Raw genomic sequence first — 26660 nt, 5'->3', positions numbered from 1 at the left:
CTGTACGCTGGCCAGGTGCCCGTGAGCCCCGCTGGAAACGCTCCAGGACTCCCCCGGTCCGCGGTCCTCGCCCTGTGGCTGGCGGCCGCCAACCCCGCGCCCGGCGTCGTCGTGCGCTGCGTGCAGGACGACGACGAGCCCCACACGGTGACCGGGCTGCCCGGCTTCGGCGAGATCACCGCGAGCCTCAAGGACCTGGTCGAGGCGTGGTGCGCCGGGCCGCGCGAGGTGGTGGCGCTGCAGCCCGCGCCGGGCGACCCGGCCGGGGTCCCCGCGGCCGCGACGTCCGCGGCCACGACGGCCGGCGAGTGCCTCGCGGTCACCACCCGGCAGGGCTCCTGGGCCGTGGTGCCGCACGTGACGGCGTTCGGCAGCGCGCTCGAGCAGGGCCACCTGGTCGAGTGGCAGGTGCTCCCGGTGCCGCCGTGGTCGACGGCCGTCGCGGGCGCGCTCGGCTCGCTCGCGGACGCCGAGCGCGACCTGCGCACGTCGCTCATCACCGCGACCGAGGCTCTCGACAGCCTCGACGTCGCCCGTTGGCGCGACGACGCCGCCGACGCCATCGAGGCCGTGCGCCGCTCGTCGACCGACGCGTGGCCGGTGCCGCCGCTCGACGGCCGCCGGGCGCGCGTGCTGCAGCTCGCGACCCGCCTGCTCGCCATCGTGGACCTCGCCACGGGCGACGACGGCGGAGCCGTCAACCTCTGGCAGGTGGACCAGCGGTCGACGGCGCTGCGCGAGGTGGAGCGCACGGCCCGTCACGCGCTCGCGGCGGCGACGTACGCCCGGGTGTCCTAGGCCTGCGGCGCCCCGGTCGGTGCCCACCGGCCGCCGACGGTCTCCGGTGCCGCGGGCAGCCGGACGGTGACGCACAGGCCGCCGCCGGCCCGCGGGGCGAGGCCGATCGTCCCGTCGTGCGCGCGGGTGATGCTGGTGGCGATCGCCAGGCCGAGGCCTGCGCCCGCGTGACCGTCACGGACGCGGTCGGTGCCGCGCCGGAACGGTTCGGCGAGCGTGGCGACGAGCCCGGGGCTGAGCACCTCACCGGTGTTCTCGACGGTGAGCGTGACGACCCGAGGGTCGCAGCGGGTGGCGACCCGCACGGCGCCCTGCCCGGGGAGGTTGTGGACGATCGCGTTGTGCACGAGGTTCGTGGTCAGCTGCAGGAGGAGCGCGGGCGACCCGAGGGCGGGCGCGACGTCGCCGGAGGTCTCGAGGGCGAGGCCGCGTCGTTCGGCGAACGGCAGCAGGGTCTCCGTCGCCTCCTCCGCGAGGAGCGACAGGTCGACCCGCTCGCGCGCGAAGGCCCGCTGGTCGGCACGGCTGAGCAGGAGCAGAGCCTCGGTGAGGTCGACCGCCCTCGTGTTGACCGCGTGCAGCCGCCTCAGGAGCTCGTCGGTGTCGCGGTCCGGGTCGTGGCTGGCCACCTCGAGGAGCGTCTGGGTGATCGCCAGCGGGGTACGCAGCTCGTGCGAGGCGTTGGCGGCGAACCTCTGCTGCTCGGCGACGTGGGCCTCGAGCCGGGCCAGCATGCCGTCGAACGCGTCGGCGAGCTCGCGGAACTCGTCGCGGCGCCCCGGGAGCCGGATCCGGTGGGAGAGCGACCCGCTCCCGGCCGCGCGGGTCGCGGCGGTGATGCGGTTCAGTGGTGCGAGCATCCGCCCCGCGAGGAACCACCCGCCCACCAGCCCGAACGCCAGGAGGACCCCCAGCGCGGCAGCCGCCTTGGGGGCGAAGGCGCGCCAGAGGTCGTACCGGCCGGGGATGAGGAGGCCGGGGAGCGGGCGGGTCACGTCGCCCGGCGCCGGGCGGGCGACCCGGACGGCCTCGTCGGGCACGTACCGCAGGAGGAACACCCACACGACGGCGACGAGCAGGACGCCCGCGACCATGAGGAACCCGGCGTAGCTGAGGGTCAGACGCAGGCGGACGCTCGCCCCAGGCGCCCTATCCACGGCGCTCGCCCTCGCCGCCGGGGCCGGTGTCGATGTCGCCGGGGCCGGTGTCGATCCGGTAGCCGACGCCGGGCACGGTGGCGATCAGCCAGGGTTCCCCGAGGCGCTTGCGCAGCGCCGACACGGTGATGCGCACGGCGTTCGTGAAGGGGTCGGCGTTCTCGTCCCACGCCCGCTCCAGCAGCTCCTCGGCGCTCACGACGCCGCCGCGCGCCGCGACCAGGACCTCCAGCACCGCGAACTGCTTGCGGGTCAGCGCGACGTACCGGCCGTCGCGGTACACCTCGCGGCGGAACGGGTCGAGGCGCAGGCCCCCGATCTCGTGCACGGGCGGGCGGTGGTGGGCGCGCCGACGGTCGAGCGCCCGGAGCCGGAGCACGAGCTCGCGGAGCTCGAACGGCTTGGTGAGGTAGTCGTCGGCGCCGAGCCCGAACCCGGAGGCCAGGTCGTCGATCCGGTCGGCGGCGGTGAGCATGAGGATCGGCATGCCGCTGCCCCCGGCGACGATGTGCTTGGCGACCTCGTCGCCGGAGGGGCCGGGGATGTCGCGGTCGAGGAGGGCGATGTCGTAGGCGTTGACGCCCAGCAGCTCGAGGGCGGTGTCGCCGTCGCCCGCGACGTCGGCGGCGATCGCCTCCAGCCGCAGGCCGTCCCGCAGGGCCTCGGCGAGATCGGGTTCGTCCTCGACGATCAGCACGCGCATGACTCGATGATCCGGCCCTCGACGTATCGCCGGCATATCGAGAACCGCGTACGCGCTGGCAACGTGGCGCCGTCTTGACTGGCGGCATGTCTCTCGGAGAACCCGCACCCCCGGCAGCCCGTCACCCACGCCGGGCGCCCCGGGCCCGGACCGCTCTGGTCCTGCTGTTCGTCGTGTACCTCGCGCTGCTCGCGTGGATCGTGCTGTGGAAGCTCGACGTCCCGTGGGTCGGGGGCGCGCGGCGCACGGTCAAGCTCGTGCCGTTCGTCGCCGCCGGCGGCGACGGCGCCAGCCAGCCCGTCGAGGTCGTCACGAACCTGGTCCTCTTCGTGCCGTTCGGGATCTACCTCGGCGTCCTGGCGCCCGCATGGCGGTGGTGGAAGGCCGCGGGCGTGGTCGCCGGGGCGAGCCTGGGGCTGGAGGTCGCGCAGTACGTCCTGGGCGTCGGGAGCGCCGACGTCACGGACCTCGTCGTCAACGCCGCGGGAGGCCTGGCAGGGCTCGGCCTGCTCGCCCTGGTCCGCCGCCGGCTCGGCTCGCGGACCGCCGCCGTCGTCGTCCGGGCGTGCGCCGCCGGGACGGTGGTCGCCCTGCTGGCGAGCGCGGCGTTCGTCGCCTCGCCCGTCCGGCTCGGAGGGCCGCCGCCTGGCGACGGCCCTGGTCCGGCTCGGCGCCTGGAGCGCCCGTCGGCCCACCGGGAGACGTCGGTCTCCCGGTGAACCGAGCCGCGCGTCAGCCCTCGAGGACCTTGCGGTAGACGTCCATCGTGCGCTCCGCGATCGCCGTCCACGCGAAGTGGTCCTCGGCGCGCTTGCGGCCCGCGGCGCCCATGTCGGCGGCGCGCTGCGGGTCGGCGAGCATGTCGAGCATCGCCGCCGACAGGTCCGCGACGAACTTCTGCGGGTCGAGCGGGGTTCCCGTGCCGTCCTGGACCTGCTCGATCGGCACCAGGGTGCCCGTGACGCCGTCGTCGACGACCTCGGGGATGCCGCCGGTCGCGGACGCGACCACCGGCAGACCCACGGCCATCGCCTCGAGGTTGACGATGCCGAGCGGCTCGTACACCGACGGGCACAGGAACGCCGTGCCCGCGGCGAGGACCGCGATGAGCTCGGTGCGCGGCAGCATCTCCTCGATCCAGATGATGCCGGCGTCACCCGTGGCACCCGCGGCCCGGCGCTGGTCGCGCAGGTTCTCCACGAGCGACTTGACCTCGGCCATGATCTCAGGGGTGTCGGGGGCGCCGGCGCACAGCACGAGCTGCACGTCGTGCGGCAGCGCCTCGGCCGCGCGCAGGAGGTACGGCAGGCCCTTCTGACGCGTGATGCGGCCGACGAACACGACCGACTGCTTGGCGGGATCGATGCCGAGCCGCTCCACCGTGGCCCGGGCGGCGTCGGCGTCCGGGCCGGTCTCGGCGGGGCGCACCCAGCCGGACAGGTCGATGCCGTTGTGCACCACGTGCACCTTCGCGGGGTCGAGCTCGGGGTAGCTGCGCAGGATGTCCTGCCGCATGCCGCCCGAGACGGCGATGATGCCGGCCGCGCCCAGGTAGGCGGTCTTCTCGGCCCAGCTCGAGACGGCGTAGCCGCCGCCGAGCTGCTCGGCCTTCCACGGGCGCATCGGCTCGAGCGAGTGCGCCGAGATGACGTGCGGGACGCCGTGCAGCAGGCCGCCCAGGTGACCGGCCATGTTCGCGTACCAGGTGTGCGAGTGGACGATGTCGGCACCGGCGACGTCGTTCGCCATCGCCAGGTCGACGCCCAGCGTCGTGAGGGCCGCGTTGGCTCCCGCGAGCGTCTCGGGGGCGTCGTAGCCGAAGATGCCGTCGGCCTCCGCCTCGGGGCCGCGCGGGCCGTCGAACGCGCGGACGCGGACGTCCGCGTGGGGGCGCAGCACGGCCGAGAGCTCGGCCACGTGGACGCCCGCACCGCCGTACACGAAGGGTGGGAACTCGCGGGTCAGGAGGTCGACGCGGAGGCGGGAAGAGGGGCTCGGTGCGGTCACACGCCCAAAGTACCGGCTGATGCACGCCAGGGTTTGGACCTGCCGCGGCCCCGCAGGGCATCGCGGCGCCGGGAGTCCTAAGGTCGAGCCATGGCGTCCTCCCCTCGCGTCCTCGCGATCGTTCTCGCCGGTGGCGAAGGCAAGCGGCTCATGCCGCTGACCGCGCACCGGGCCAAGCCCGCGGTCCCCTTCGGAGGCATCTACCGCCTCATCGACTTCGCGCTCTCCAACGTGATCAACTCGGGCTTCCTGCGCGTCGTCGTGCTCACGCAGTACAAGTCGCACTCGCTCGACCGGCACATCGCCCAGACCTGGCGGATGTCGCCGCTGCTCGGCAACTACGTGTCGTCGGTGCCCGCGCAGCAGCGCGTCGGGAAGCACTGGTACCTCGGCAGCGCGGACGCCATCTACCAGTGCCTCAACATCATCGAGGACGACCGGCCCGACATCGTCGTCGTCGTCGGCGCGGACCACGTGTACCGCATGGACTTCTCGCAGATGGTCGACGCGCACATCGCGTCGGGCGCGCGCGCCACGGTCGCCGCGATCCGCCAGCCGATCGCGCTCGCCGACCAGTTCGGCGTGATCGACGTGGACCCGGAGCAGCCCGACCGCATCCGCGAGTTCCTCGAGAAGCCGGTCAACCCCGTCGGGCTGCCGGACTCCCCGCAGGAGGTCCTGGCCTCCATGGGCAACTACGTGTTCGACGCCGACGCTCTCGTCGAGGCCGTCACCAAGGACGCCGCCGACCCGACCTCGCGCCACGACATGGGCGGCGACATCATCCCGGCGTTCGTGTCGCAGGGCACCGCCGGCGTCTACGACTTCATCCGCAACGACGTGCCGGGCTCGACCGACCGCGACCGCGACTACTGGCGCGACGTGGGCACCATGGACGCCTACTTCGAGGCGAACAAGGACCTCATCGCGGTGCAGCCCGTGTTCAACCTCTACAACGAGGAGTGGCCGGTGCACACCGGCTACATCGGCCTGCCGCCCGCGAAGTTCGTCCACGCCGGCCCGGGTCGCCTGGGCCACGCGGCCGACTCGATCGTCTCCCCCGGCGTGCTCGTCTCGGGCGCCACGGTGGCCGGGTCGATCCTGTCCCCCGGCGTCCACCTGCACTCGTGGGCGACCGTCACCAACGCCGTGCTCATGGACGGCGTCCAGGTGCACCGCCACGCGCAGGTGCACCGCGCCGTCATCGACAAGAACGTCGTCATCGGGGAGCGGGCGCGTGTCGGCGTCGACCACGAGGAGGACCGCGCCCGCGGCTTCACCGTGACCGAGACCGGCATCACGGTGGTGCCGAAGGGCACAATCGTCACGTGACCCATCCCGTGACCGCGCCCCGGCGCCTCGTCGTCACCGACGTCGACTCCACGTTCATCCAGCAGGAGGTCATCGAGCTCCTCGCCGAGCACGCCGGCACCCGTGAGCAGGTCGCGGAGGTGACCGAGCGCGCCATGCGCGGCGAGCTCGACTTCGCGGCCTCGCTGCGCGAGCGCGTGGCGACGCTGCGCGGGGTGCCGCTGGCCGCCCTCGACGAGGTGCGCGCGAGCGTGCAGCTCTCCCCCGGCGCGGCCGAGCTGGTGGCCGAGTGCCACCGGCGGGGCTGGGCGTTCGGACTGGTCTCGGGCGGGTTCGAGGAGATCGTCGGCCCGCTCGCGGCGTCGCTCGGCATCACGCGTGTGCGGGCCAACCGCCTCGAGGTGGTGGACGGCGTCCTCACGGGCCGCACGCTGGGCACCGTGATCGACCGCACCGTGAAGGCCGAGACGCTGCGGGCCTGGGCCGAGGAGGAGGGCGTGCCGCTCGCCGACACGGTCGCCGTAGGAGACGGGGCGAACGACCTAGACATGCTGGCCGCAGCCGGCGTCGGCGTCGCCTACCGGGCCAAGCCCGTGGTGCGCGAGCAGGCCGACCACGCCATCGAGCACCGGCTGGACGAGGTGCTCGAGATCCTCGACGCGCTGGAGCCGACGCACTGAACGACGCCTGAGAGACGACGAAGGGGCTCGACCACCATCCCTGGTGGTCGAGCCCCTTCGTCGTGCGTCAGGTGGGCCGCCCCACCGAGAGCAGGGCGGCCTTGCCGCGGCCCCACTCGGCCCAGTCCTGGTCGGACTCGAGCACGGACCAGGCCGCCGTCGGGACGCCGACGCGCACCTGGGCGAGCGCGGCGTCGTCCGACCCGGGGCCGGCGAGGTGCGCCGCCGTGGCCGCCATCGTCGGCTCGTGACCGACGACGAGGACCGTCGTCACCGCGCCGTCGAGCCCGCGCACCAGGTCGAGGACGTCCGCGACGGACGCCTCGTACAGGTCGGGCTCCAGCCGGAGCTCGGGCGAGACGCCGTCGAGCTTCTTGGCCAGCAGGTCCCACGTCTGGCGCGTGCGCAGCGCCGTCGAGACGAGGGCGACCTGCGGGGCGAGGCCCGCGGCGGTGAACGCCTTGCCGACGGCAGCCGCCTGCACGCGGCCCTTCGGGGCGAGGGGGCGCAGGTCGTCCGAGGCAACGTCGTGCCCAGGTTCCGCCTTGGCGTGCCGCAGGAGTACCAGACGTCTCTCGCTCATCGTCCCTCTCGGTGCTGGATCGGCGTGCTGCCTACTGTCCCATGACGTGGACGCCACCGTCGACGTGCACGATCTCGCCGGTGGTGGCCGGGAACCAGTCTGACAGCAGCGCGACGACAGCACGCGCGGCCGGCTCGGCAGACGTCAGGTCCCAGCCCAGCGGGGCGCGGCTCGGCCACGCCTCCTCCATCGTGGCGAAGCCCGGGATCGACTTCGCGGCCGTGGTGCGGATCGGGCCGGCGGAGACCAGGTTGGCGCGGATGCCGTCGGCGCCCAGGTCGCGGGCGAGGTAGCGGTTCGTGGCCTCGAGGCCCGCCTTGGCGACGCCCATCCAGTCGTAGACCGGCCAGGCGAACTGCGCGTCGAACGTCAGGCCCACCAGCGAGCCGCCGTGCGTCATGAGCGGCTTGGCCGCGACGGCGAGCGACTTGTAGGAGAACGCCGAGACCTGCATCGCGACGGCGACGTCGTCCCACTCGCCCGCGAGGAAGTTGCCGCCCATGACGGACTGCGGCGCGAAGCCGATCGAGTGCACGACGCCGTCGAGGCTGTCGAGGCCCGCGGCGCGCACGGCGTCGGCGAGGCCGTCGAGGTCCTCCTGGTTCGTCACGTCGAGCTGCACGACCGGCGCCTCGACGGGCAGGCGCTTGGAGAACGCGGCGGTGAGCTTGGCCTGGCGGCCGAACGACGAGAGCACGACCTGCGCGCCCTCCTGCTGCGCGAGCCGCGCGGCGTGGAACGCGATGGAGGAGTCGGTGAGCACCCCGGTGATGAGGAGCTTCTTGCCGTCGAGGAGACCCATGGCTGGCCTTTCGTCAGGAGGGAGGAGGATCAGTGGCCCATGCCGAGGCCGCCGTCGACCGGGATCACGGCGCCCGAGACGTACGCCGCGGCGTCGGAGGCGAGGAACGTGACCACGCCCGCGATCTCGTCGACGTGGCCGAAACGGCCCGCCGGGATCGCCGCCTGGTAGGACTTCTGCGTCTCCTCGGGGAGCACCGCCGTCATCTGCGTCTCGACGAAGCCCGGCGCGACGACGTTCGCGGTGATGCCGCGACCGCCCAGCTCGCGCGTGATCGAGCGGGCCATGCCCACGAGGGCGGCCTTCGAGGCGGAGTAGTTGACCTGGCCGGCGCCACCGTAGAGGCCGACGACGGAGCCGATCATGACGATGCGGCCGCGACGCAGGCGGATCATGCCCTTGGACGCGCGGCGCACGACGTGGAACGTGCCCTTGAGGTTGACGTCGATGACGGCGTCGAAGTCCTCGTCGGACATGCGCATGAGGAGCCCGTCGCGCGTGACGCCGGCGTTGGCCACCAGCACCTCGACCGCGCCGAGCTGCTTCTCGATCTCCGTGAACGCCGCGTCGACGGCCGCCGGGTCGGCGACGTCGGCCGCGAAGCCGTGCACGCCCTCCGGCGCCTCGCCGGTCCGCGAGAGCGCGGCGACGGTGTCGCCGTTCGCGACGAACGCCTGGGCGATCGCCTCGCCGATGCCGCGCGAGGCTCCGGTCACGACGACGATGCGAGGGGTCGAGCTCACGGGAGGTTTCCTTTCGACGAACGGGGGCCGTCAGCGAACCTATCCCTCCGCGAGCGGCGACGACGCGCACGACCCGGACCGCATCGGGCGCCTGCGTTGTCGGATTCCTACAACGGACCAGGCGGCCTCCCGCCGCTCGTAGACTGACGAGGTGAGCACGAGCGCCGCGACGCCCAGGCCTGCCGGGTCCCGGCGGGAGGACCCCGACGCGCGCCGTCACGGCGACGAGGTCCCCTCGATCACCAGCGCGCCGGAGTCTCTCGAGGACGACCAGGCACGCCGGATGCGCCGCTACCTCTTCCAGATGGGGTTCCGCGTGGTGTGCTTCTGGGGCGCGTACCTCGCCTCGGGCTGGCTGCGCTGGACGCTCGTCGCGATCGCCGTCGTCATCCCCTACATCGCCGTGATCCTCGTCAACGCCGGCCGCGACCGGGTGCAGTACGAGACGTCGGCCGTGGTCCCGGAGGGCCCGAAGGAGCTGCCGCCCCTGCCCGACGGCGCGCGCGTCGTCGTCGTCGACCCGGAACCCGGACCGGACCCGGATCCGGACCCGCACGCTGAGGAGCACCGCTGATGGACCCGCTGGCCACCGCCGATCCCGTCGCCGACGGGGACCTGGTCTGCTCGGGCAAGGGCTGCCGCGACGAGGCCGCGTGGGGCCTGCTGTGGAACAACCCCAAGATCCACACGCCCGAGCGCCGCAAGGTGTGGCTCGCGTGCGACGACCACCGCGCGCACCTCGTCACGTTCCTCGAGGCCCGCGGCTTCCTCAAGGACGTCGTCCCCGTGGCCGACCTCGACCGCTTCGACCCGGGCCAGCGCCCGTGACCGCTCCTGCCCGCACGCGCCGGCAGTGGGTCACGCTCGGCCTCGGCGCCGTCGTGCTCGCCGCCCTCTGCGTGGCCGCCGCCTTCTGGCAGTGGCACCGGTACACGGCCCGCGAGACGCAGATCCACCTCGCCGAGCAGAACTACGGCGCCGACCCCGTGGCGGTCGGCGAGGTGCTGCCCGGCCCCGGCGCCGTGCTCGCCGAGGACGACCTGTGGCGGCCCGTCACGCTGACCGGCACGTACCGCGTCGAGGACACGGTGCTGCTGCGCAACCGCCCGGTCGCCTCGGCGCCCGGCTTCCACGTGCTGGTCCCGTTCGAGGACCGCTCCGGCATCGTCGTCGTCGTCGACCGCGGGTTCGTGCCCGACGGCGAGGACTCCGCCCGCCCCGACAGCGTGCCCGCTCCCCCGGCCGGCGAGGTCACGGTGACCGTCACGCTGCGCGCCGACGAGCCGGACGCGACGCGCGGGGCGCCCGCGCAGCAGGTGCAGGCGATCTCGACGGCGCAGGTCCTGGCCGCCGGCCCGTCCGGTGCCGCCTGGGCGCAGGGCCGCACGGTGGGCGCCTACGGGCAGCTCCGCAGCGAGGACCCGGCGCCCGAGCGGGCCCTCGGCGCGCTGCCCCTGCCCGACCTCGACCCCGGCTCGCACCTGTCGTACACGGTGCAGTGGGCCGTCTTCGCGACCGGGGCCCTCGGCGGGTACGTGCTGCTGTGGCGCCGCGAGACGCGCGGCTCCGCCCCGACGGCGGGCGACCTGCTGGTCGCCGCCGGGCAGAGCGACCGCGCGCCGCGCGACCTGCGTCGCCGCCCGCCGACGGACGAGGAGCTCGAGGACGCCCTCGTGGGCGAGGACTGACGACGCGCCAGGGGCGCGCGTGACCTGCGGGCGTCGACGAGCCGTCGGCGGGTCAGAGCCGGGTTGCGTGCAGCGCGTCGCACGTCTGGAGCGTGCCGCCGTTGTAGCCGCGCGCGAACCACTCGACGCGCTGCTTCGAGGTGCCGTGCGTGAACAGGTCCGGGTTGACGCGACCCGTCGACGCCGCCTGGATGTGGTCGTCGCCGACGGCCTGCGCGGCCGAGACGGCGTCCTGGAGGTCCTGCTCCGTGGGCGGGTTCAGGAAGACGACGCCCGTGTCCGGGTCCACCGTCGTCGACGCGTGCGCGGCCCACATGCCGGCGTAGCAGTCGGCCTGGAGCTCGATGCGCACCGAGTCGGACTCGGCGCCCGTGCCGCCGCGCTGCGCCTCGTCCATCGCGCCGACGAGGTTCTCGATGTGGTGCCCCATCTCGTGCGCGACGACGTACTCGCGCGCGAGCGGGCCGCCCGACGAGCCGAAGCGGGAGACGAGCTCCTGGTAGAACGACACGTCGATGTAGATGGTCTGGTCGGGCGGGCAGTAGAACGGCCCGGTGTCCGCCGTCGCCGGGCCGCAGGCGGTGCTCGTCGAGGCGTCGAAGCTCTCCACCTCGGGCAGCGTGTACTGGACCCCGGCCTGCTGCGGCAGCGCCTCCTGCCAGTACGCGTCGAGGGACTGCACCGTCGCGGAGAGCTCGCACTCGAGGTCGGTGTTGGCCTGCGCGGCGGTGCAGTCGCCGACGAAGCCGCCCTCGCCCTGCGGCTCCTGCACCTGCCCGCCGTCACCCGTCAGTGCGTTGGTGAGCACGCCCAGCGACCCGCCGTTCCCGAAGAACATGGCCAGGAGCGCGACCAGGATGGCGCCGATGCCGCCTCCCGCGATCGCACCGGTCCGCCGGCTCCCGCCGCCGCCCTTGCGGACGCGGCCTCCCTCGAACTTCCCGCCCTCGGTGAACGTCATGCCCCCACGGTATTCCGGGCGCGTGGTGGGCGCTCCGCAGGGTCCGCCCCGGCCCAGCCCGTAGACTCTGGTGGCCCATCCCCCACCCTGAGGCTTCTTCGTGATCACCGCTCACGCCGTCGAGCTCCGCATCGGCGCCCGCGTCCTGCTCAACCAGGCGACCTTCCGCATCGCTCCCGGCGACCGCATCGGCCTCGTGGGCCGCAACGGCGCCGGCAAGACGACGCTCACCAAGACCCTGGCGGGCGAGACCCAGCCGACGGGCGGCCAGATCACGCGCTCGACCGACGTCGGCTACCTGCCGCAGGACCCGCGCACGGGCGACCTCGACACCATCGCGATGGACCGCGTGCTCTCGGCCCGCGGCCTGGACTACCTGGTGCGCGCGATGGCGGAGACCGAGGCTCGCATGAGCTCGGAGGACATGGACGTCATGGCCGCCGCGCTGGAGCGCTACCCCAAGCTCGAGGCGCGGTTCGTGGCCGCCGGCGGGTACGCCGCCGAGTCGGAGGCGCACCGCATCACGTCGAACCTGGGTCTGGACGAGCGGATCCTCTCGCAGCCGCTCCAGACGCTCTCCGGCGGTCAGCGCCGCCGCGTCGAGCTGGCCCGCATCCTGTTCAGCGGCGTCGACACGCTGCTGCTCGACGAGCCGACCAACCACCTCGACGCCGACTCGATCATCTGGCTGCGGGACTACCTCAAGACGTACCCGGGCGGGTTCGTGGTCATCTCGCACTCCGTGGAGCTGCTGCGCGACACGGTCAACAAGGTGTGGCACCTCGACGCCAACCGCGGCGAGCTCGACCAGTACAACCTGGGCTGGGACAAGTACCTCGAGCAGCGCGAGCAGGACGAGAAGCGCCGCCGCCGCGAGCGCGCCAACGCGGAGAAGAAGGCGTCGGCGCTCATGGCGCAGGCCGAGAAGATGCGCGCCAAGGCCACCAAGGCGGTCGCGGCGCAGAACATGATCCGTCGCGCCGAGACCATGATGGGCGGCCTGGAGGGCGTGCGTCAGGCGGACCGGGTGGCGAAGCTGCGCTTCCCGAAGCCGGCGCCGTCGGGCAAGACGCCGCTCACGGGCAAGGACCTGTCGAAGTCGTACGGCTCGCTCGAGGTGTTCACGGGCGTGGACCTGGCGATCGACCGCGGCTCGCGCGTCGTCATCCTGGGCCTCAACGGCGCGGGCAAGACGACGATGCTGCGCCTGCTGGCGGGCGTCGAGCAGCCCGACACGGGCGAGGTGCTGCCCGGGCACGGGCTCAAGCTGGGCTACTACGCCCAGGAGCACGACATGCTCGACATGGACGTCACCGTCGTCGAGAACCTGCGCCACGCGGCCCCGGACCTCACGGACACCGAGGTGCGCTCCGTCCTCGGCTCGTTCCTGTTCTCGGGCGACGACGCCGACAAGCCCACGCACGTGCTCTCGGGCGGCGAGAAGACGCGCCTCGCGCTGGCCACCCTCGTGGTGTCGTCGGCGAACGTGCTGCTGCTCGACGAGCCGACCAACAACCTCGACCCGGCGTCGCGCGCCGAGATCCTGGGCGCGCTGCACACCTACGAGGGCGCGATCGTCATGGTCACGCACGACGACGGCGCGGTCGACGCGCTCAACCCGGAGCGCGTGCTGCTGCTCCCCGACGGCGACGAGGACCTCTGGAACGAGGGCTACCGGGAGCTGGTCTCCCTCGCCTGACGGTGGCTCGTGGCAGGGTCGACCCGTGAAGTCCTCCCTGGTCGCGTACCGGCTGCGGGCGCAGCGCCTGGCCGGCGACCCGCTGCCCGACGGCGCGGCCGCGGTCGGGCACCTCGGCGCCGTGCAGTCTCAGCTGCACGACATGGCGCTGTGGGCGCTGTCCGGACGCACCGGGCGGACGCGCGCGGAGCTCGCCGCGGAGTTCGACGCCGGGGCGTTCGTGCGCACGCACGTGCTGCGCCCGACGTGGCACCACGTCCTCGCCACGGACCTGCCCGACCTCCTCGCGCTCACCGCCGAGCGTGTGCGCCGCACGATGGACACCGGCGCCAACCCCTCGGGGCTCACCCCGGCAGAGCGTCATGCGGCGGCCGACGTCGCCGTCGCCGCCGTCCGTGCGGAGGGTCCGGTGACCCGGGCGGAGGTGACGGCCCGCCTGGTCGAGGCCGGACTCGCCGGGCCGGGCGGGGCGTGGACCTCCGTGCCGCTCGCCTTCGTGCTGCTGGAGGCCGAGCTGCGCGGAGCCGTCGGCTCCGGGCCGATGCGCGGCAAGCAGCACACCTACCGGCCGCTGGACCTTCCGCCGTCCTCGCGCACGCCCGACGAGCGCCTCGCACGGCTCGCGACCACGTACGTGCGCGGGCACGGCCCGGCACGCCCCGAGGACCTGGCGTGGTGGGCGTCGCTGCCGATCACCGTCGCACGCCGCGCCTTCGCGCAGGCAGGGCTGCGCCCGGTCACGCTCGCCGGCGTCGACCTGTTCACGCTCGACGACGGCGAACCGGCCGCGGACGACGTGCCCGCCGCGATGCTGCTCGCCAACTACGACGAGCTCATCAGCTACCGTCGCGACCCCGGTGACTGGGGCGCGCAGGGCACCGACGCCGTGCTGCGAGCCCAGGGGCTCGTGCTTCTCGACGGCGCGCTGGCCGGGTCGTGGACCCGCGCCGAGACGGCGAAGGGCGTGACGGTCGCGGTGACGGCTCCGGGACGGCCGACGCGCCGGGTGCGCGCCGCCCTCGAGGCGGAGGCGGAGCGCTACGGCCGGTTCGTCGGCGCGCCGGCGACCCTCGCCTACGCGTCCGGCGGCTGAGCCTGTCGCAGGCCCGGCCGCCGGACGTCGGTCACGCGAAGACGTCGGTCACGCGAACGAGAACAGCGGCGGGAACGCGAGCACCACGACGGCCGCCCACGCGGCGTAGACCGGCAGGTAGCGGGTCTGCCAGCGTTCGACGGCGTCGAACGTGCCGCGGCGCCGCAGGAACTGCCACAGCAGCCAGCCGGTGCCCACGAGGTGCACGAACAGCACGACGTTGAGGCCGAGCGCGGCCGTCTTGTTGGCCGTCCAGCCGGCGTCGGCGATACGGCTGACCATCGCGGTGAGCGCGACGACGTTGACCGCGAACGCGGCCACCACGAGCGCGAGCTGGAGCCAGTCGAACGGCTTGCCGGGCGCGAGCGGGTCGCGCGCGCTGATCGAGTAGAGCAGCAGCGCGAGCACCAGCAGCAGGATCGCGTCCATGAGGATGAGCAGGTTGCGGTCGACGGCCGTGAGGGGCCCACCGGTGAGGAGCGCGAAGAACGCGGCGACCAGCAGCACGAGCGTCAGCGGTGTGAAGACCCGCGTGAGCACGGGCGCCATGTTCTCGACCACGTTCTTCTTGGCCTCGACGAGCCAGGCCGCCACGAGGAACGCGCCGGGCACGGCGAAGGGCATGAGCCAGCTCTCGACGAACGGCTCGATCTCGATGTCGACGATGCCGAACGTGGCGAACGTCAGGCCCACGAGCAGCCCGCCGCCGAGCGAGATGAGCGCAAAGTAGATGAGGAGCTCGCCGGTGAACCGGACGAAGTCCATGCGGCGGGCGTGGTCGCGCCACGCTCCCCCGGTGTACGCGACGCCGAGCAGCAGCCACAGCAGCACGGGCAGGTGGGTGGCGGCGAGGGTGAAGGTCATCCCCGTGCCGCCGGTCTCGGTCGCGAGCGGGTAGAGGTTCACGGCCAGCCCGACCGCCGCGGCGACCGCGACGAGCACCCCCGCGACGCGGGCCGGCAGGCGGCGCGACCAGGCGAAGTACGCGGCGAGGAACGGCAGCACCGCGAGCGCCGCGTTGAGCCCGAGCACGGCGTCGTCGTGCAGGCCCAGCAGCACCTTGACGACGATGCCCGCGCCGACGGCGAGCGCGACGAGCACGCCGAGGTCGCGCCAGCGGCCGCCCTCCTCGGGGGCGTCCGGCACGAGCACGAGCTGCTTCCACAGCCGCTCGGAGTGCTCGCGGGCGAACTCGCGCGAGACGTCGTCGAGGTTGCCCATGCGCTTGACCGCGACGAGGAACGCCTCGTCGTCGTCGAGGCCGCCGGCGCGCAGGTCGGCGACCTGGCCGCGGAGGTTGTCCTCGAGCTCCTCGGCGTCGTCGGGCGTGATGGCCTTGCGCCGCAGCACCCAGGCGCGCCACTGGTCGATCTGCGACTCGAGGCCGGCGCGGGCGTCGATCGAGAACTGCTCGCTCATGCCCATGCCTCCGTCGCCGTGGGCGCCTGGAGGGCGTTCCACACCTGCTTGAGCGCGTCGGCGACGACGTCCCACTGCGCCTGCCGCTCGCCCAGGGCCTCGCGGCCGGCGGACGTCAGCGCGTAGTGCTTGCGCTTGCGGCCCGCGTCCGAGACGCCCCACTCGGCCGAGACCCATCCGTTGCGCTCCAGGCGGTGCAGCAGCGGGTAGAGCATGCCGTCCGTCCACTGCATGCGGCCCCCGGACAGCTCGCCGACCCGCTTGAGGATGGCGTACCCGTGGAGGTCGCCGTCGGCGAGGATGCCGAGGACCAGCGGGGTCGCGGAGGCCGCGACCAGGTCCTTGTCGATGTGCACGCGCGTGCTCCGATACCTCGAAGTGCTAGGGGTTTGAACCCTAGCACCACAAGGTATCGATGCCTAGCGCTGCCACGTATCACTCTCCGACGGCCTGCTCGTCCTTCGCGAGGTCGCCCTGCGGGCGGTCGACGTTCGCGTCGTCCGCCGCCTCCTGCCCGGCTGTCGCCTCGTGGGCGTGGCGGTAGTCGGGGCGGGCCGGCTGGGGCGGCTGGTCCGAGCCCTCGCCGCCCTCGCGCCCCCCGAAGGGGCGGCCGTGGTCGGCGAACTCGTCGCGCTCGAACGTCAGCGTCCACTCCCCCACGGTGAACGTGGCGCCCGCGTGCAGGGGCTGGTCGCCGGGCGTGTCGACGTTGTGGCCGCCCGCGGCCGTGGGCGCCGTCCCCGGGTGGTTCAGGTGCAGCACGTAGTCGTCCCGCTCGTCGTGGCGGATCTCCGCGTGGGCCGCGGCGATGCCCTCGAGGCGCAGGTCGGCGTCGGGGGCGGAGCCGATCGTGGTGACCTCGCGGGTGATCGGGAAGAACCGCTGCCGCTCGCCTTCCCACATCCAGCCGTCGTTGCCGAGCATCAGGCGCGGGTTCCCGGCGCCGTAGGCGGCGTGCGTGGTCCCCGGTCGGGGTTCGTTGACATCGGGCGTGTCGAGATCGGGCATGGTGCCCTCCTGGGTCGGGGGCGCTCGCGCGTTGCGAGCGCCCGCAGGGTGTGCCTAGCGTCGGGGAAGGGTCAGGCCGCGGCCCGGAGCCACCCCGGAGCCACGGCGGGGATCAGGTGAAGATGCTCACCCCGCCCGGCCCGACGAGGAGCCCGACGATGACGAGGACCGCACCCCACAGCCACTCGCGTCGGAACAGGGCGACGATGCCAGCGACGACCAGGATGACCGCGATGATCCACAGGATGAGCGCCATGGCTCCTCCTTCTCGAAGGCCGACCGGGGTCGCCACGACCTGACGGTCCGTCCGGCTCGATCCACCCAGCCTGGCCGGGGCGACCGGGACTCGCAACGCGGCCGCGACACCCACGGGAACCGGGCCGTCTACGCAGGAGGTGCGGCATGAAGGCCACGAGGACGATCTACCTCGCCACGCTCGCGGGGATCGCGGTCGGCCTGGTCTGGGTGTACGCGTGGGCGCTGGCGGGCCGATGAGCGCCCCCGTGCCGCGCCGCGGATGGCGCACCACCCTCCGCGAGAACGCCCTGTCGCTGATGTTCGCCGCGCTGTTCCTGGGCTCGCTGCTCGGGCAGGCCCTGGCCGGCTGCGCCCGCTTCAACCGCGAGCAGGTGGACGCGGGGGTCGCGCCCGTGAGCCTGGGACGGTACGTGACGTCGAGCGCGTTCGGCGTCGACGTCCTGGAGAACTGGCAGTCCGAGTTCCTCCAGTTCCTGCTGTTCATCCTGGCCACCGTGTGGCTCGTGCAGCGCGGCTCGCCCGAGTCGAAGCCGCTGGGTCGCGCAGGCCGCGAGTCGGACGCCCAGCAGCAGATGGGGGTGCACGCCGGCCCGGCCGCCCCGCGCGCGGCCCGGGCGCGCGGCTGGCGCCGCACGCTGTACGCGCACTCGCTGGGCCTCGCCATGGGCACGGTGTTCCTGCTGAGCTGGGCCGGGCAGTCCGTGGCCGGGGCCGTGGCCTACTCCCAGGAGCAGGTGCGCGACGGCCAGGACCCGGTGTCGTGGGCCGAGTACGTCCGCCTGCCCGACTTCTGGGACCGCACGCTGCAGAACTGGCAGTCCGAGTTCCTGGCCGTCCTGGCCATGGTGATTCTCACGGTCTACCTGCGCGAACGGGGGTCGCCGGAGTCCAAGCCCGTCGGCGCACCGCACGACAGCACCGGAGTCGAGGGGTAGGTTCGACGGTGAGGCGTCGGGACCAGGCACCCGAGGACGAACCCTGGAGGCCACGATGCCCTCGTCCTTTCCTGACCGCCGGCACGAGACCGTACCCCACCCCGTGGGCGCCGAGGACGTCGCCCGGGTCCTGGGTGCAGGAGTGCCGCTGCTCGTCGGTCGCATCCACGTCGACCTCGGCTCGGGCCGGTGCACCTGGTCGCCCGAGGTCGAGATCATGCACGGCCGGCGCGCCGGCGGGCCCACGCTCGCGTCGCTGCACAGCGCCCTGCACCCCGACGACCAGGAGCGGGTCGCCTCCGCCGTCGTCGACTCCGCCCGGCGGGGACGGCCCTTCGCGGCCGCGCACCGCGTCGTCGACGGCAGCGGCCGCACGCACACGCTCGTCGTCGTGAGCACCCGCCGGGCACGCTCCGGCGACGCCGTCGAGGGCGCCGTCGTCGACGTCACCCCCGCCCAGCACGAGGCGCTCGCCCGCGAACGGTCCGGCGTCGTCTCGCGCGCCATGGTGGAGCGCGCCCACGTCGAGCGCGCGCTCGGCGCGCTCATGGTGGTCGGCGGCGTCGACGACGACGAGGCCTCCCGGCTGCTGCACGACGCCGCGCGCCGCGCGGGCGTCACGTCCGCCGAGGCCGCGGGCCAGGTGCTCGCCCGCCTCGTCCCGCCGACGGCGGAGCGCGCCGACGTCGAGGAAGCCCTCGGCGCGGTGCACGAGGTGGCCCGCCACGACGCGGCCCTGCTCGCGCGGCGCCGGCGCGCGTCCTGAGGAGCGCACGATGGCACACCACGACCAGTTCCCGCCGCAGCAGCAGGAGCCGCCGGGCCTGACCGGCGCCATGGACCCGACGCCGGACCACGGCGAGGCGAGCTACCAGGGATCCGGCCGCCTGTCCGGGCGGCGTGCCCTCATCACGGGCGGCGACTCCGGCATCGGCCGCGCCGCCGCGATCGCGTTCGCGCGCGAGGGCGCCGACGTCGCGATCGGCTACCTCGCCGTGGAGCAGGAGGATGCCGAGGAGACCGCCCGGTGGGTGCGCGAGGCCGGGCGCACCGCGTGCCTGCTGCCCGGCGACCTCACCGACGAGTCCTTCGCCCGCGGCCTGGCGCAGCAGGCAGCCGACGCGCTCGGCGGCCTCGACGTCCTCGTCAACAACGCCGGCTACCAGATGGCCCGCGGCACCTCGATCGACACGCTGGACAGCGCGGACGTCGACCGGGTCATCCGCACGAACCTGTACGCGCTGCTCTGGGTGACCCAGGGCGCGCTGCGCCACCTGCCGCGCGGCGGCGCCATCGTCAACATCTCCTCGATCCAGGCGTACGAGCCGTCGGGCACGCTGGTCGACTACGCCTCGACGAAGGCGGCGATCAACAACGTCACCGTCAACCTCGCGGGCGAGCTCGGCGCGCGCGGCATCCGCGTGAACGCCGTCGCGCCGGGCCCCGTCTGGACACCGCTCCAGCCGGCGACGCAGGACGCGGAGCACCTGACCGAGTTCGGCGCGAACGTGCCGCTGGGGCGCGCCGGCCAGCCCGCCGAGGTGGCGCCCGCGATCGTGTTCCTCGCGTCCGAGCGCGACGCGAGCTACGTCTCCGGGACCGTGCTCGGAGTCACCGGCGGGCGGCCTGTTTTCTAACATTCTGTTGCCATCCGCACACCCCTGTGCCTAGGTTCGTTGACAGGGTCAGGCCCCGGCCCCACCGCACGCGTGGAAAGGACGGGTTCCATGGCGAGCACGCCGCACGAGCTGCACGGTGCCCTCACGGGAGGGCTTGCCTACCGGACGGGCGAGTTCCGGTACGACGTCGGGTCGGACTCCTGGTGGTGGTCCGACGAGGTGTTCCGGATGCACGGGTTCGAACCCGGCGAGGTGGTGCCGACGACGGCGATGATCCTCGCCCACAAGCATCCGGAGGACCGCGAACGTGTGGCCGGAGCGCTGGCGAGCACGAGCCTGCACGGCGGCACGTTCGGGTCGGTGCACCGCATCCTCGACGCCACCGGTGCCGAGCGGGTGCTCGGGACGATCGGCGAGGCCCACCTCTCCGACGACGGGTCCGTCGTCGACATCACCGGCCACTTCGTGGACGTGACCGGGTCCGTGCAGCGGTTCGCCGCGGACGAGGCGACCCGGCAGATCCGGGCCGCCGATGCGCACCGCGCCGTCATCGACCAGGCGACGGGGGTGCTCGTGCACCACACCGGGTCGACGCCCGGCGAGGCGTTCGACCTGCTGCGCGAGACGTCGATGCGGACGAACGTCAAGCTGCGCGACCTCGCCCGGAAGGTCGTCGACGCGGCGGCAGCCGGGGACACCGAGGTGCTGGACACGCTCACGCTGCTCGCGGGCGAGGCGTAGCGGCCCGTCGATGACTCCCGCCCGGCCGCGGCGTCCTATCCCACGACACGCCCGGGACCGACAGGAGGACGCCCCATGGGCACCATCGACATCGAGCTCTTCGCCACCCTCGACCTGGTGGCGCAGGCGCCCGGCGGGCCCGAGGAGGACCCGCTGGGATTCGAGTTCGGCGGCTGGCAGGCGCCGCTGGTCGGCGACGTCGCCGACGACTGGGTCGCGTCCGCCTACGAGGGCACCGAAGCCCTGCTGCTGGGCCGGCGCACCTACGAGATCTTCGCCGCGTACTGGCCGCGGTACGAGGGCCACGAGGCGTCGGAGATCGCGCGGCTGTTCAACGCGGTCCCGAAGTACGTCGCCTCGCGCGGGCGCCCGACCCTGGACTGGGACGGCTCGGTCAGGCTCGGCCCGGACCTCGCCGCCGCCGTGCGCGAGCTGCGCGAGAAGCACCGCAAGACCAAGGTGGTCGGGTCGCTCAACCTCGTCCAGTCGCTGCTGCGGTACCAGCTCTTCGACGTGCTCGACCTGTGGGTCCACCCCATCGTGCTCGGTCAGGGCAAGAAGGTGTTCGACGGCGGGGCGGTGCCCACCAACCTCACCCTGCTCCGCCCGCCCGCCGCGAGCGAGAAGGGCATCGTCTGGCTGCAGTACGGCCTGGCCGAGGGCGTCCCCGCGACGGGCGACATGGACGACCGAGACTAGACGTCCCGGTTCGCCTGGAGCGCGGCGACCGAGAAGAGGTAGCCCCACCGCTCGTCGTCGCCCGTGTCGTCGAGGTACACCTCGGCGGTCCAGTACTTCTCCGGGTACGGGATCATCACGGCGTCGCCGAGGGCGAGGTTGCGCGTGGTGTCGTAGAGCGCGTCCACGTCCCAGCCGTCGGAGGCGTGGACGACGGCGTCCGGCCCGGCGAAGGTCGCGTACGCGACGCTCGACAGGTACGGCGGGCCGGGCACCCCGTCGTCGTCGATGACGAGGTCCAGGTGCGTGAAGCCGGACGGCACGGGCGTCCCGGCCGCGTAGAACCGGCCCAGGAGCCGCTGCGGCTCCGGGACCTCGTCGACGCCGGCACCGCCGTGGTGGGACAGCAGCAGGTCGTGGTCGACGCCGGAGCCGGAGGCGGGCAGGCCGTCGAGCGGCGCCAGCAGCGCGCGACGCCGCTCGGGCGCCGGCTCCGCCTCGCCCGGCACCAGCGGCACGCCGACGAACCGCATCTCGGGCAGAGCGCGGTACTCGTGCTGCTCGACGGTGAAGCCTCGCGTCTGCGCCCGCACGAAGCCGGGCATGAAGAGCGCCCACTGCAGCGAGGCGTCCCGGTCCCTGAGCTCGCCGACGACGACGGCCAGGCGCTCGCGCGCGGCACGGTCACCCGCCGGGAGGCCCGCAGCGCGAGCCCGCGCGACCTGGCCGAGGAGCGCGTCGAGCTCCCGGAGCGCCGGTGGGCTCACCAGGCCGGGGTGCTCCGCGTCCAGCCGGCGCAGCGCGGACCGCAGCGACGCGCGGTACGCCTCCAGGCGGTCCAGGCCGCGCGCCCACAGCCACTCCTGGTTCGCGGCGACCTGGGCGCCGGTGGCCCACGCGGCGTCGTCGAGCAGCCACGCGACCATGCGCGGGTAGGCGGACCAGTTGAGGCCGGCCCCCTCGCCCAGGGTGCGACCCTCGGTGTTGCGGAACGCGTGCGCCCACCGGGTGATGCACCGGTAGGCGTCGGCGCCCGCGGGCCGCTCGCCGGTGCGCTCCCCGGCGACGAGGAGCCCCGTGCACCGCTCGGCCCAGTCGGCGACGTGGTGCACCTCGCCGTCGGGCCCCTCGCCGTCGGGTCCCTCGACGAGCAGCCCGTCGTCGTCGGACCCGACGACGAGACACGTGGACGGCCCGGGCTCGAGGAGCCCGGACGCGACGACGGGGTGACCGGCGTCGAGCGACCTCTCGATCGCGCCGAGCCAGGACGCGCGCGGGAGCGCGCGGCTTGCAGGGACGTCGGCGCGCTCGCCGGGCGGGGACCAGTCCGGCAGGCGCCCCACGGTGAAGAAGTCGCTCCGGTACCCGAGCGTGCCCAGGACGCGCGACACGATCTCGGGCACGACGGCGACGTCGTCGCACGGCGCGCCCGCGCCCCACGGGAAGCACAGCCCGACGCCGCTCAGCGCGACGAGCTCGTCGCGGTCGACGGGGTCGCCGAGCGACGCCAGGAGCCGCTGGACGGCGTCGACGAAGGGGATCGCGGGGACCTGGTTCACCATGCCGCGACCGTAGGCGACGGGCTCGCACGGCACAGCGCGCACTGTCGCGGGGTGCGCGGGAGAGACTCGGTGCATGACCTCACTGACCCCGCTGGACGGCCCGACCGTCGTCATCGAGCTGGCAGGCACCCGGTTCCTCGTGGACCCCACGTTCGACGCGCCGCAGGAGTACCCGGTCGGGTCGCGCTCGCTGCGCAAGCTGACCGGCCCCACGTGGTCGGCCGAGCGGGTCGGGCCCGTGGACGCCGTGCTGCTCTCGCACGACCAGCACGCCGACAACCTCGACCACGCGGGGCGCGCGTACCTCGCCACGGCGCCCCTCACACTGACGACGGGGCTCGCGGCGGAGCGGCTCGGTGGGACGGCGCGGGCGCTGCCGTCCTGGGAGACGGCGACCGTCGGCGCGGTGACCGTGACGGCCGTCCCGGCGCAGCACGGCCCGGACGGCACCGAGCACCTGACCGGGCCGGTCACCGGGTTCGTCCTGACGGCGGACGGCGCACCGACGATCTACGTGAGCGGCGACAACGCGTCGCTGCGGGTCGTCGACGAGGTCGCGGCCCGGTTCCCGGCCGTCGACGTCGCCGTGCTGTTCGCCGGCGCCGCGCGCACCCCGCTGGTCGACGACGTCCTGACGCTGACGAGCGACGCCGCGGCGGAGGCGGTGCGGCGGCTGGGCAGGCCGCGCACGCTGCCGGTCCACACGGACGGCTGGGCGCACTTCACCGAGGACGGCGCACGCCTGCGCGCCGCGTTCGCGACCGCGGGCCTCACGGACGTCCTCCTGCCGGCGCTCCCCGGCGAGCCGGTGCGCCTCTGACGGGCTGCCGCGCCCCGGTCGCGGTCGATCTGCGACCCCACGGCCGGACGGCCCTGCGGCCCCCCTACCGTGGCGGGCATGGCGACCTCGCAGGACCCCGCGTCCACCCCCCGGAACCGGCGCCTGACCCGGAGGATCTCGCCGTACCAGCTGGTCGCGCTCCTGCTCGCCTTCGTGCTCGTCGCGGGTGCGGGCGGCATCCTCGCGGCCGGGTTCGCGATCCCGGTCGCAGCCGGCGTGCACACGACGGCCGTGCACACGCGCGCGGTCCTCGACGACGTGCCCACCGAGCTCCAGCGTCGCGCGCTGTCCCAGGCGTCGACGGTGTACGCGGCCAACGGCGAGCACCTCGCCACGTTCTACGCGCAGAACCGGATCGTCGTCCCGCTCGACCAGATCTCGCAGTACATGATCGACGCCGTCGTCGCCATCGAGGACGAGCGGTTCTTCGAGCACTCCGGCATCGACGTGCGCGGCATGGTGCGCGCCTTCGTCAACAACCTCCAGGACGGCCCGACGCAGGGCGCCTCCACCATCACGCAGCAGTACGTCAAGAACGTGCTGATCGACGCGGCGTACCACGCGGACGACCGGTTCGGCGTCATCGAGGCCCGCGACCAGAGCATGGCCCGCAAGGCGCGCGAGGCCCAGCTCGCGATGGCGCTCGAGCAGCAGATGACCAAGGAGGAGATCCTCCAGGGCTACCTCAACCTGGCCCAGTTCGGCCGGCAGAACATCTTCGGCGTCGAGACCGCCGCACGCTTCTTCTTCAACAAGCCGGCCAGCGACCTCACCCCGGTCGAGGCAGCGACGATCGCCGGGATCACCAACGCGCCCAGCCGGTTCGACCCGACCGTCAACCCGCGCCTCTCGGAGCAGCGCCGCAACCTCGTGCTGCACCGCATGTGGACGCTCGGCAAGCTCACCACCGAGCAGTGGGAGGAGGCGCGCGCGACGCCCGTCGAGGACACGCTCGACATCACCCCGGTGCCCACGGGCTGCCAGGCCGCGGGCGACGCCGCGTTCTTCTGCGACTACGTCATCAACGTGATCCGCACGAGCCCCGAGTTCGGCGAGACCGAGGCGGAGCGCCTCGACCTGCTGCACCGCGGCGGCCTGCGCATCCACACGACGCTCGACATGGACCTCCAGGCGGCGGCCGCCGAGGAGGTCGCCTCCCACGTCCCGGGCGGCAACACCGCCGGCCTCGAGGCCGCGATCGCCGCCGTCGAGCCGGGCACGGGCAAGATCCTCGCGATGGCGCAGAACACCCCGTTCGACGCCAGCCGCAACCCCGCCCCGGGCACGACGGCGATCAACTTCTCCGCCGGCCCGTCGCACGGCGCGTCGCGCGGCTTCCAGCCGGGATCGACGTTCAAGCCGTTCCAGCTGGCCGACTGGCTCCTCGCGGGCCGCACCCTGAACGAGACCGTGAACGCCAACCGCGTGTCGCGGCCGCAGTCGGCCTGGAACGCCTCGTGCACCCGGTTCGGCGGGCCGTCGTGGTCGCCGCGCAACGTCGAGGGCAACCTGGGCGGCAGGATCTCGGTGCAGCGGGCGATGTCCGACTCCGTCAACACCGCCTTCACGGACATGTCGACGCAGGTGGACCTGTGCACGCTGCGGGACACGGCGTGGGACATGGGCTTCCGCCCGACGACGCGTCCGGGTCCGGGCGGCACCGTCGTCACGCTCTTCGACCCGACGCCGGACGACGTGCTCATCACGCCCGCGATGATCCTGGGCACCCAGACGACGTCGCCGCTCCAGCTCGCGGCCGCGTACGCGACCCTGGCCAGCAACGGCACCTACTGCGACCCGGTCGCGATCACGCGCGTGATCGGCGCCGACGGCCGCGACCTGGCGGTGCCGCGCGCCAGCTGCACCCCGGACGCCCTGCCGGCCAACGTCGCGGCGACCGTCACGTACTCGCTCCAGAACGTCATGACCGACGGCACCGGACGCCGCAGCCAGCTCTCCGGCGGCCGCGTGTCCGCCGGCAAGACCGGCACCAACCAGGGCTCGTCGCAGACGTGGTTCGTCGGCTTCACCCCGCAGCTGTCGACGGCGGCGTGGGTGGGCGAGGCCTCGGGCGAGACCACCAACTTCAACATCACCTTCAACGGCCGGTTCATCCGCACGCTGTTCGGCTCGACGCTCGCCGCGCCCATGTGGGCGGACTTCATGGACCGCGCCCACGCCGACCTGCCGCAGCTCGCCTTCCCGGCACCGGACCCGGCGCTCGTGGGCACGCCGGCACCGCGCGTCACGGACGACAGGACGACGGACCGGGTCGACCAGCCCACGAGCCCGCCGGCGGACCCGCAGGACGCGCCGCAGGTCTCGCCGCCCCCGGCGCCGGCGCCCACCCCGACGCCGCCGGCGGTCGACCCGGTCCCGGACCCCGGCCCGGGAGCCGGCCCCGGAGCGGGCGCCGGCGAGGGTGACGGGGACGACTGACGCGCGGGCGTGCGCCGTCCGCGCAGCGCACGCCCGCACCCGTCCGGAACAGGACGGGCGTCCGCACGGTTGACCGGGGCATGAGCGAACCCGTGCGCGTCGACGTGTGGTCCGACGTCCAGTGTCCTTGGTGCTATATCGGCAAGCGCCGCTTCGAGCAGGCTGTCGCCACGACCGGCATCGACGTCGACGTCATCTACCACTCCTTCGAGCTGTCCCCCGACACCCCCGTCGACTACGACGGCACGCCCGCGCAGTACCTCGCGGAGCGCAAGGGGCTGTCGATGCCGCAGGTCGAGCAGATGATCGACCGCGTCACGGGCGTCGCGGCGTCCGTGGGGCTCGACTACGACTACGACCACATGCACCAGACCAACACGGTCAAGGCGCACGAGCTGCTGCACTATGCGAAGGCTCATGGCCGCCAGGCCGAGACGAAGGAGGCGCTGCTGCGCGCGTACTTCGTCGACGGCGGCCACGTGGGCCGCGTCGCCGACCTCGCGGACCTGGCCGCGGGCCTGGGCCTCGACCGTGACGACGTCGTCGCGGCGCTCGAGGCCGGCACGTACGCGGCGGCCGTCAAGGAGGACGTCGCGGAGGCGGCGGCCCTCGGCATCCACGGCGTGCCGTTCTACGTCGTCGACGGCAGGTACGGGATCTCGGGCGCGCAGGAGCCGGCGCTCTTCGCGCAGGTGCTGGAGATGGCCCGCGCCGAGCAGGCGGACGTCGCGTGACCGGCCTGACGGTGTTCGGGGCCGACGGCGTCGCCTGCGAGGGCGACGCCTGCGTGCTGCCTGCCGGGCCTGCCGGCTCGACGCCGCACCCCGAGCCCGTGGGCGCGGACGCACGGCGGCCCGCGCCGGAGCGGACGCTGCCCGAGCGCTGACGTCGCGCGCGCCGGGCCGGGCAGTGCCCTACCGGCCCGGCCCGGCCGC

At 73.9% G+C, this 26660-nt stretch carries 30 protein-coding genes; 18 read left to right on the top strand and 12 right to left on the bottom strand.

The window, feature by feature from the left end; genetic code table 11:
- The first annotated feature begins 21 nt into the window (after window positions 1-21).
- Window positions 22-798, top strand: a complete 777-nt coding sequence (locus ET471_RS12865; RefSeq protein ID WP_342586038.1) for a hypothetical protein — start codon at window positions 22-24, stop codon at window positions 796-798.
- On the opposite strand, the gene ET471_RS12860 is transcribed toward ET471_RS12865, so the two are convergent.
- Both ET471_RS12860 and ET471_RS12855 read right to left on the bottom strand, forming a co-directional pair.
- A complete protein-coding gene (locus tag ET471_RS12860; RefSeq protein ID WP_129188910.1) occupies window positions 795-1955 on the bottom strand; it encodes a sensor histidine kinase in 1161 nt (386 codons plus the stop codon). The genes ET471_RS12865 and ET471_RS12860 overlap by 4 nt on opposite strands.
- Complete coding sequence (locus ET471_RS12855; RefSeq protein WP_129188908.1) at window positions 1948-2658, bottom strand: response regulator transcription factor; 711 nt, start codon at window positions 2656-2658, stop codon at window positions 1948-1950. The genes ET471_RS12860 and ET471_RS12855 overlap by 8 nt, the downstream gene beginning before the upstream one ends.
- 86 nt (window positions 2659-2744) lie before the next feature.
- Between ET471_RS12855 and ET471_RS12850 the strand changes: the two genes are divergently transcribed.
- Window positions 2745-3377, top strand: coding sequence for a VanZ family protein (locus ET471_RS12850; RefSeq protein WP_129188906.1), 633 nt, complete (start codon window positions 2745-2747; stop codon window positions 3375-3377).
- Window positions 3378-3390: 13 nt separating this feature from the next.
- Here ET471_RS12850 and glgA read toward each other — a convergent pair whose 3' ends face one another.
- Window positions 3391-4665 carry a glycogen synthase gene (gene glgA, locus ET471_RS12845; protein WP_129188904.1) on the bottom strand — a complete coding sequence of 425 codons (1275 nt, stop codon included), beginning with the start codon at window positions 4663-4665 and terminating at the stop codon, window positions 3391-3393.
- Between the two features lie 90 nt (window positions 4666-4755).
- On the opposite strand from glgA, the gene glgC reads away from it, so the two are divergent.
- Entirely contained in the window at window positions 4756-5997 is a 1242-nt protein-coding gene (gene glgC, locus ET471_RS12840; RefSeq protein WP_129188902.1) for a glucose-1-phosphate adenylyltransferase, read from the top strand.
- Window positions 5994-6656 carry a phosphoserine phosphatase SerB gene (serB, locus tag ET471_RS12835; protein ID WP_129188900.1) on the top strand — a complete coding sequence of 221 codons (663 nt, stop codon included), beginning with the start codon at window positions 5994-5996 and terminating at the stop codon, window positions 6654-6656. The genes glgC and serB overlap by 4 nt, the downstream gene beginning before the upstream one ends.
- 67 nt (window positions 6657-6723) lie before the next feature.
- Here the strand turns inward: serB and ET471_RS12830 are convergent, their stop codons facing one another.
- From ET471_RS12830 to fabG, 3 genes are read right to left on the bottom strand one after another with little or no spacing between them, the layout of a single operon-like run.
- Entirely contained in the window at window positions 6724-7239 is a 516-nt protein-coding gene (locus ET471_RS12830; RefSeq protein ID WP_129188898.1) for a SixA phosphatase family protein, read from the bottom strand.
- Between the two features lie 31 nt (window positions 7240-7270).
- Window positions 7271-8041: an enoyl-ACP reductase FabI gene (fabI, locus tag ET471_RS12825; protein ID WP_129188896.1), complete on the bottom strand. Its 771-nt coding sequence runs from the start codon at window positions 8039-8041 to the stop codon at window positions 7271-7273.
- Window positions 8042-8070: 29 nt separating this feature from the next.
- Window positions 8071-8784 carry a 3-oxoacyl-ACP reductase FabG gene (fabG, locus tag ET471_RS12820; protein WP_129188894.1) on the bottom strand — a complete coding sequence of 238 codons (714 nt, stop codon included), beginning with the start codon at window positions 8782-8784 and terminating at the stop codon, window positions 8071-8073.
- A 151-nt stretch (window positions 8785-8935) separates the two neighbouring features.
- On the opposite strand from fabG, the gene ET471_RS12815 reads away from it, so the two are divergent.
- The 3 genes from ET471_RS12815 to ET471_RS12805 are packed head-to-tail and all read left to right on the top strand — an operon-like array spanning window position 8936 to window position 10472.
- On the top strand, window positions 8936-9358 hold the full coding sequence (locus ET471_RS12815) for a DUF3099 domain-containing protein (protein WP_129188892.1): 423 nt from the start codon (window positions 8936-8938) through the stop codon (window positions 9356-9358).
- Window positions 9358-9612 carry a hypothetical protein gene (locus ET471_RS12810; protein WP_129188890.1) on the top strand — a complete coding sequence of 85 codons (255 nt, stop codon included), beginning with the start codon at window positions 9358-9360 and terminating at the stop codon, window positions 9610-9612. The genes ET471_RS12815 and ET471_RS12810 overlap by 1 nt, the downstream gene beginning before the upstream one ends.
- A complete protein-coding gene (locus tag ET471_RS12805) occupies window positions 9609-10472 on the top strand; it encodes an SURF1 family cytochrome oxidase biogenesis protein (protein ID WP_129188888.1) in 864 nt (287 codons plus the stop codon). Before ET471_RS12810 ends, ET471_RS12805 begins: the two co-directional genes overlap by 4 nt.
- A gap of 52 nt (window positions 10473-10524) precedes the next feature.
- Here ET471_RS12805 and ypfJ read toward each other — a convergent pair whose 3' ends face one another.
- Window positions 10525-11433 (bottom strand): KPN_02809 family neutral zinc metallopeptidase, encoded by a 909-nt coding sequence (ypfJ, locus tag ET471_RS12800; RefSeq protein WP_129188886.1) that lies wholly within the window; start codon window positions 11431-11433, stop codon window positions 10525-10527.
- A 100-nt stretch (window positions 11434-11533) separates the two neighbouring features.
- On the opposite strand from ypfJ, the gene ET471_RS12795 reads away from it, so the two are divergent.
- Together ET471_RS12795 and ET471_RS12790 are read left to right on the top strand one after the other, a co-directional pair.
- Window positions 11534-13132, top strand: a complete 1599-nt coding sequence (locus tag ET471_RS12795) for an ABC-F family ATP-binding cassette domain-containing protein (RefSeq protein WP_129188884.1) — start codon at window positions 11534-11536, stop codon at window positions 13130-13132.
- 25 nt (window positions 13133-13157) lie between these two features.
- Entirely contained in the window at window positions 13158-14225 is a 1068-nt protein-coding gene (locus ET471_RS12790; protein ID WP_129188882.1) for a winged helix DNA-binding domain-containing protein, read from the top strand.
- A gap of 48 nt (window positions 14226-14273) precedes the next feature.
- On the opposite strand, the gene ET471_RS12785 is transcribed toward ET471_RS12790, so the two are convergent.
- From ET471_RS12785 to ET471_RS18055, 4 genes are all read right to left on the bottom strand, one after another.
- Window positions 14274-15644 (bottom strand): permease prefix domain 1-containing protein, encoded by a 1371-nt coding sequence (locus ET471_RS12785; protein WP_129188880.1) that lies wholly within the window; start codon window positions 15642-15644, stop codon window positions 14274-14276.
- Entirely contained in the window at window positions 15641-16000 is a 360-nt protein-coding gene (locus tag ET471_RS12780; protein WP_129188878.1) for a PadR family transcriptional regulator, read from the bottom strand. Before ET471_RS12780 ends, ET471_RS12785 begins: the two co-directional genes overlap by 4 nt.
- A gap of 79 nt (window positions 16001-16079) precedes the next feature.
- Window positions 16080-16652, bottom strand: a complete 573-nt coding sequence (locus tag ET471_RS12775) for an FHA domain-containing protein (protein WP_129188876.1) — start codon at window positions 16650-16652, stop codon at window positions 16080-16082.
- A 112-nt stretch (window positions 16653-16764) separates the two neighbouring features.
- Window positions 16765-16908, bottom strand: a complete 144-nt coding sequence (locus tag ET471_RS18055) for a GPGG-motif small membrane protein (protein ID WP_165350489.1) — start codon at window positions 16906-16908, stop codon at window positions 16765-16767.
- A 235-nt stretch (window positions 16909-17143) separates the two neighbouring features.
- On the opposite strand from ET471_RS18055, the gene ET471_RS12770 reads away from it, so the two are divergent.
- From ET471_RS12770 to ET471_RS12750, 5 genes are all read left to right on the top strand, one after another.
- A complete protein-coding gene (locus ET471_RS12770) occupies window positions 17144-17845 on the top strand; it encodes a DUF6766 family protein (protein WP_129188874.1) in 702 nt (233 codons plus the stop codon).
- Between the two features lie 55 nt (window positions 17846-17900).
- Entirely contained in the window at window positions 17901-18611 is a 711-nt protein-coding gene (locus tag ET471_RS12765; RefSeq protein ID WP_129188872.1) for an ANTAR domain-containing protein, read from the top strand.
- A 10-nt stretch (window positions 18612-18621) separates the two neighbouring features.
- Window positions 18622-19482 carry an SDR family oxidoreductase gene (locus ET471_RS12760; RefSeq protein WP_129188870.1) on the top strand — a complete coding sequence of 287 codons (861 nt, stop codon included), beginning with the start codon at window positions 18622-18624 and terminating at the stop codon, window positions 19480-19482.
- A gap of 90 nt (window positions 19483-19572) precedes the next feature.
- Window positions 19573-20205 (top strand): PAS and ANTAR domain-containing protein, encoded by a 633-nt coding sequence (locus ET471_RS12755; protein WP_129188868.1) that lies wholly within the window; start codon window positions 19573-19575, stop codon window positions 20203-20205.
- 75 nt (window positions 20206-20280) lie between these two features.
- Window positions 20281-20904 carry a dihydrofolate reductase family protein gene (locus ET471_RS12750; protein ID WP_129188866.1) on the top strand — a complete coding sequence of 208 codons (624 nt, stop codon included), beginning with the start codon at window positions 20281-20283 and terminating at the stop codon, window positions 20902-20904.
- Here the strand turns inward: ET471_RS12750 and ET471_RS12745 are convergent.
- A complete protein-coding gene (locus ET471_RS12745; protein ID WP_129188864.1) occupies window positions 20901-22445 on the bottom strand; it encodes a hypothetical protein in 1545 nt (514 codons plus the stop codon). The genes ET471_RS12750 and ET471_RS12745 overlap by 4 nt on opposite strands.
- A 73-nt stretch (window positions 22446-22518) precedes the next feature.
- Between ET471_RS12745 and ET471_RS12740 the strand changes: the two genes are divergently transcribed.
- From ET471_RS12740 to ET471_RS18050, 4 genes are all read left to right on the top strand, one after another.
- On the top strand, window positions 22519-23265 hold the full coding sequence (locus ET471_RS12740; protein ID WP_129188862.1) for an MBL fold metallo-hydrolase: 747 nt from the start codon (window positions 22519-22521) through the stop codon (window positions 23263-23265).
- 78 nt (window positions 23266-23343) lie between these two features.
- Window positions 23344-25725, top strand: a complete 2382-nt coding sequence (locus tag ET471_RS12735) for a transglycosylase domain-containing protein (protein ID WP_129188860.1) — start codon at window positions 23344-23346, stop codon at window positions 25723-25725.
- A gap of 80 nt (window positions 25726-25805) precedes the next feature.
- Window positions 25806-26459, top strand: coding sequence for a DsbA family oxidoreductase (locus ET471_RS12730; RefSeq protein ID WP_129188858.1), 654 nt, complete (start codon window positions 25806-25808; stop codon window positions 26457-26459).
- The gene (locus ET471_RS18050; protein WP_165350488.1) at window positions 26456-26611 is read left to right on the top strand and encodes a hypothetical protein; all 156 of its coding nucleotides are present in this window, start codon (window positions 26456-26458) and stop codon (window positions 26609-26611) included. The genes ET471_RS12730 and ET471_RS18050 overlap by 4 nt, the downstream gene beginning before the upstream one ends.
- Window positions 26612-26660 lie beyond the last annotated feature (49 nt).

Source organism: Xylanimonas protaetiae (genome assembly GCF_004135385.1).
Taxonomy (GTDB): Bacteria; Actinomycetota; Actinomycetes; order Actinomycetales; family Cellulomonadaceae; genus Xylanimonas; species Xylanimonas protaetiae.
The sequence above is the reverse complement of the archived record's forward strand: the minus strand, read 5'-3'. Positions and strand labels throughout refer to the sequence as shown.

What these genes read in the sequence shown, in the direction of transcription:
- ET471_RS12855 (WP_129188908.1), bottom strand. Translation starts at nt 2,658, where the DNA reads ATGCGCGTGCTGATCGTCGAGGACGAACCCGATCTCGCCGAGGCCCTG.
- ET471_RS12850 (WP_129188906.1), top strand. Translation starts at nt 2,745, where the DNA reads ATGTCTCTCGGAGAACCCGCACCCCCGGCAGCCCGTCACCCACGCCGG.
- glgC (WP_129188902.1), top strand. Translation starts at nt 4,756, where the DNA reads ATGGCGTCCTCCCCTCGCGTCCTCGCGATCGTTCTCGCCGGTGGCGAA.
- ET471_RS12830 (WP_129188898.1), bottom strand. Translation starts at nt 7,239, where the DNA reads ATGAGCGAGAGACGTCTGGTACTCCTGCGGCACGCCAAGGCGGAACCT.
- fabI (WP_129188896.1), bottom strand. Translation starts at nt 8,041, where the DNA reads ATGGGTCTCCTCGACGGCAAGAAGCTCCTCATCACCGGGGTGCTCACC.
- ET471_RS12810 (WP_129188890.1), top strand. Translation starts at nt 9,358, where the DNA reads ATGGACCCGCTGGCCACCGCCGATCCCGTCGCCGACGGGGACCTGGTC.
- ypfJ (WP_129188886.1), bottom strand. Translation starts at nt 11,433, where the DNA reads ATGACGTTCACCGAGGGCGGGAAGTTCGAGGGAGGCCGCGTCCGCAAG.
- ET471_RS12785 (WP_129188880.1), bottom strand. Translation starts at nt 15,644, where the DNA reads ATGAGCGAGCAGTTCTCGATCGACGCCCGCGCCGGCCTCGAGTCGCAG.
- ET471_RS12775 (WP_129188876.1), bottom strand. Translation starts at nt 16,652, where the DNA reads ATGCCCGATCTCGACACGCCCGATGTCAACGAACCCCGACCGGGGACC.
- ET471_RS18055 (WP_165350489.1), bottom strand. Translation starts at nt 16,908, where the DNA reads ATGGCGCTCATCCTGTGGATCATCGCGGTCATCCTGGTCGTCGCTGGC.
- ET471_RS12770 (WP_129188874.1), top strand. Translation starts at nt 17,144, where the DNA reads ATGAGCGCCCCCGTGCCGCGCCGCGGATGGCGCACCACCCTCCGCGAG.
- ET471_RS12765 (WP_129188872.1), top strand. Translation starts at nt 17,901, where the DNA reads ATGCCCTCGTCCTTTCCTGACCGCCGGCACGAGACCGTACCCCACCCC.
- ET471_RS12760 (WP_129188870.1), top strand. Translation starts at nt 18,622, where the DNA reads ATGGCACACCACGACCAGTTCCCGCCGCAGCAGCAGGAGCCGCCGGGC.
- ET471_RS12755 (WP_129188868.1), top strand. Translation starts at nt 19,573, where the DNA reads ATGGCGAGCACGCCGCACGAGCTGCACGGTGCCCTCACGGGAGGGCTT.
- ET471_RS12750 (WP_129188866.1), top strand. Translation starts at nt 20,281, where the DNA reads ATGGGCACCATCGACATCGAGCTCTTCGCCACCCTCGACCTGGTGGCG.
- ET471_RS12745 (WP_129188864.1), bottom strand. Translation starts at nt 22,445, where the DNA reads ATGGTGAACCAGGTCCCCGCGATCCCCTTCGTCGACGCCGTCCAGCGG.
- ET471_RS12740 (WP_129188862.1), top strand. Translation starts at nt 22,519, where the DNA reads ATGACCTCACTGACCCCGCTGGACGGCCCGACCGTCGTCATCGAGCTG.
- ET471_RS12735 (WP_129188860.1), top strand. Translation starts at nt 23,344, where the DNA reads ATGGCGACCTCGCAGGACCCCGCGTCCACCCCCCGGAACCGGCGCCTG.
- ET471_RS12730 (WP_129188858.1), top strand. Translation starts at nt 25,806, where the DNA reads ATGAGCGAACCCGTGCGCGTCGACGTGTGGTCCGACGTCCAGTGTCCT.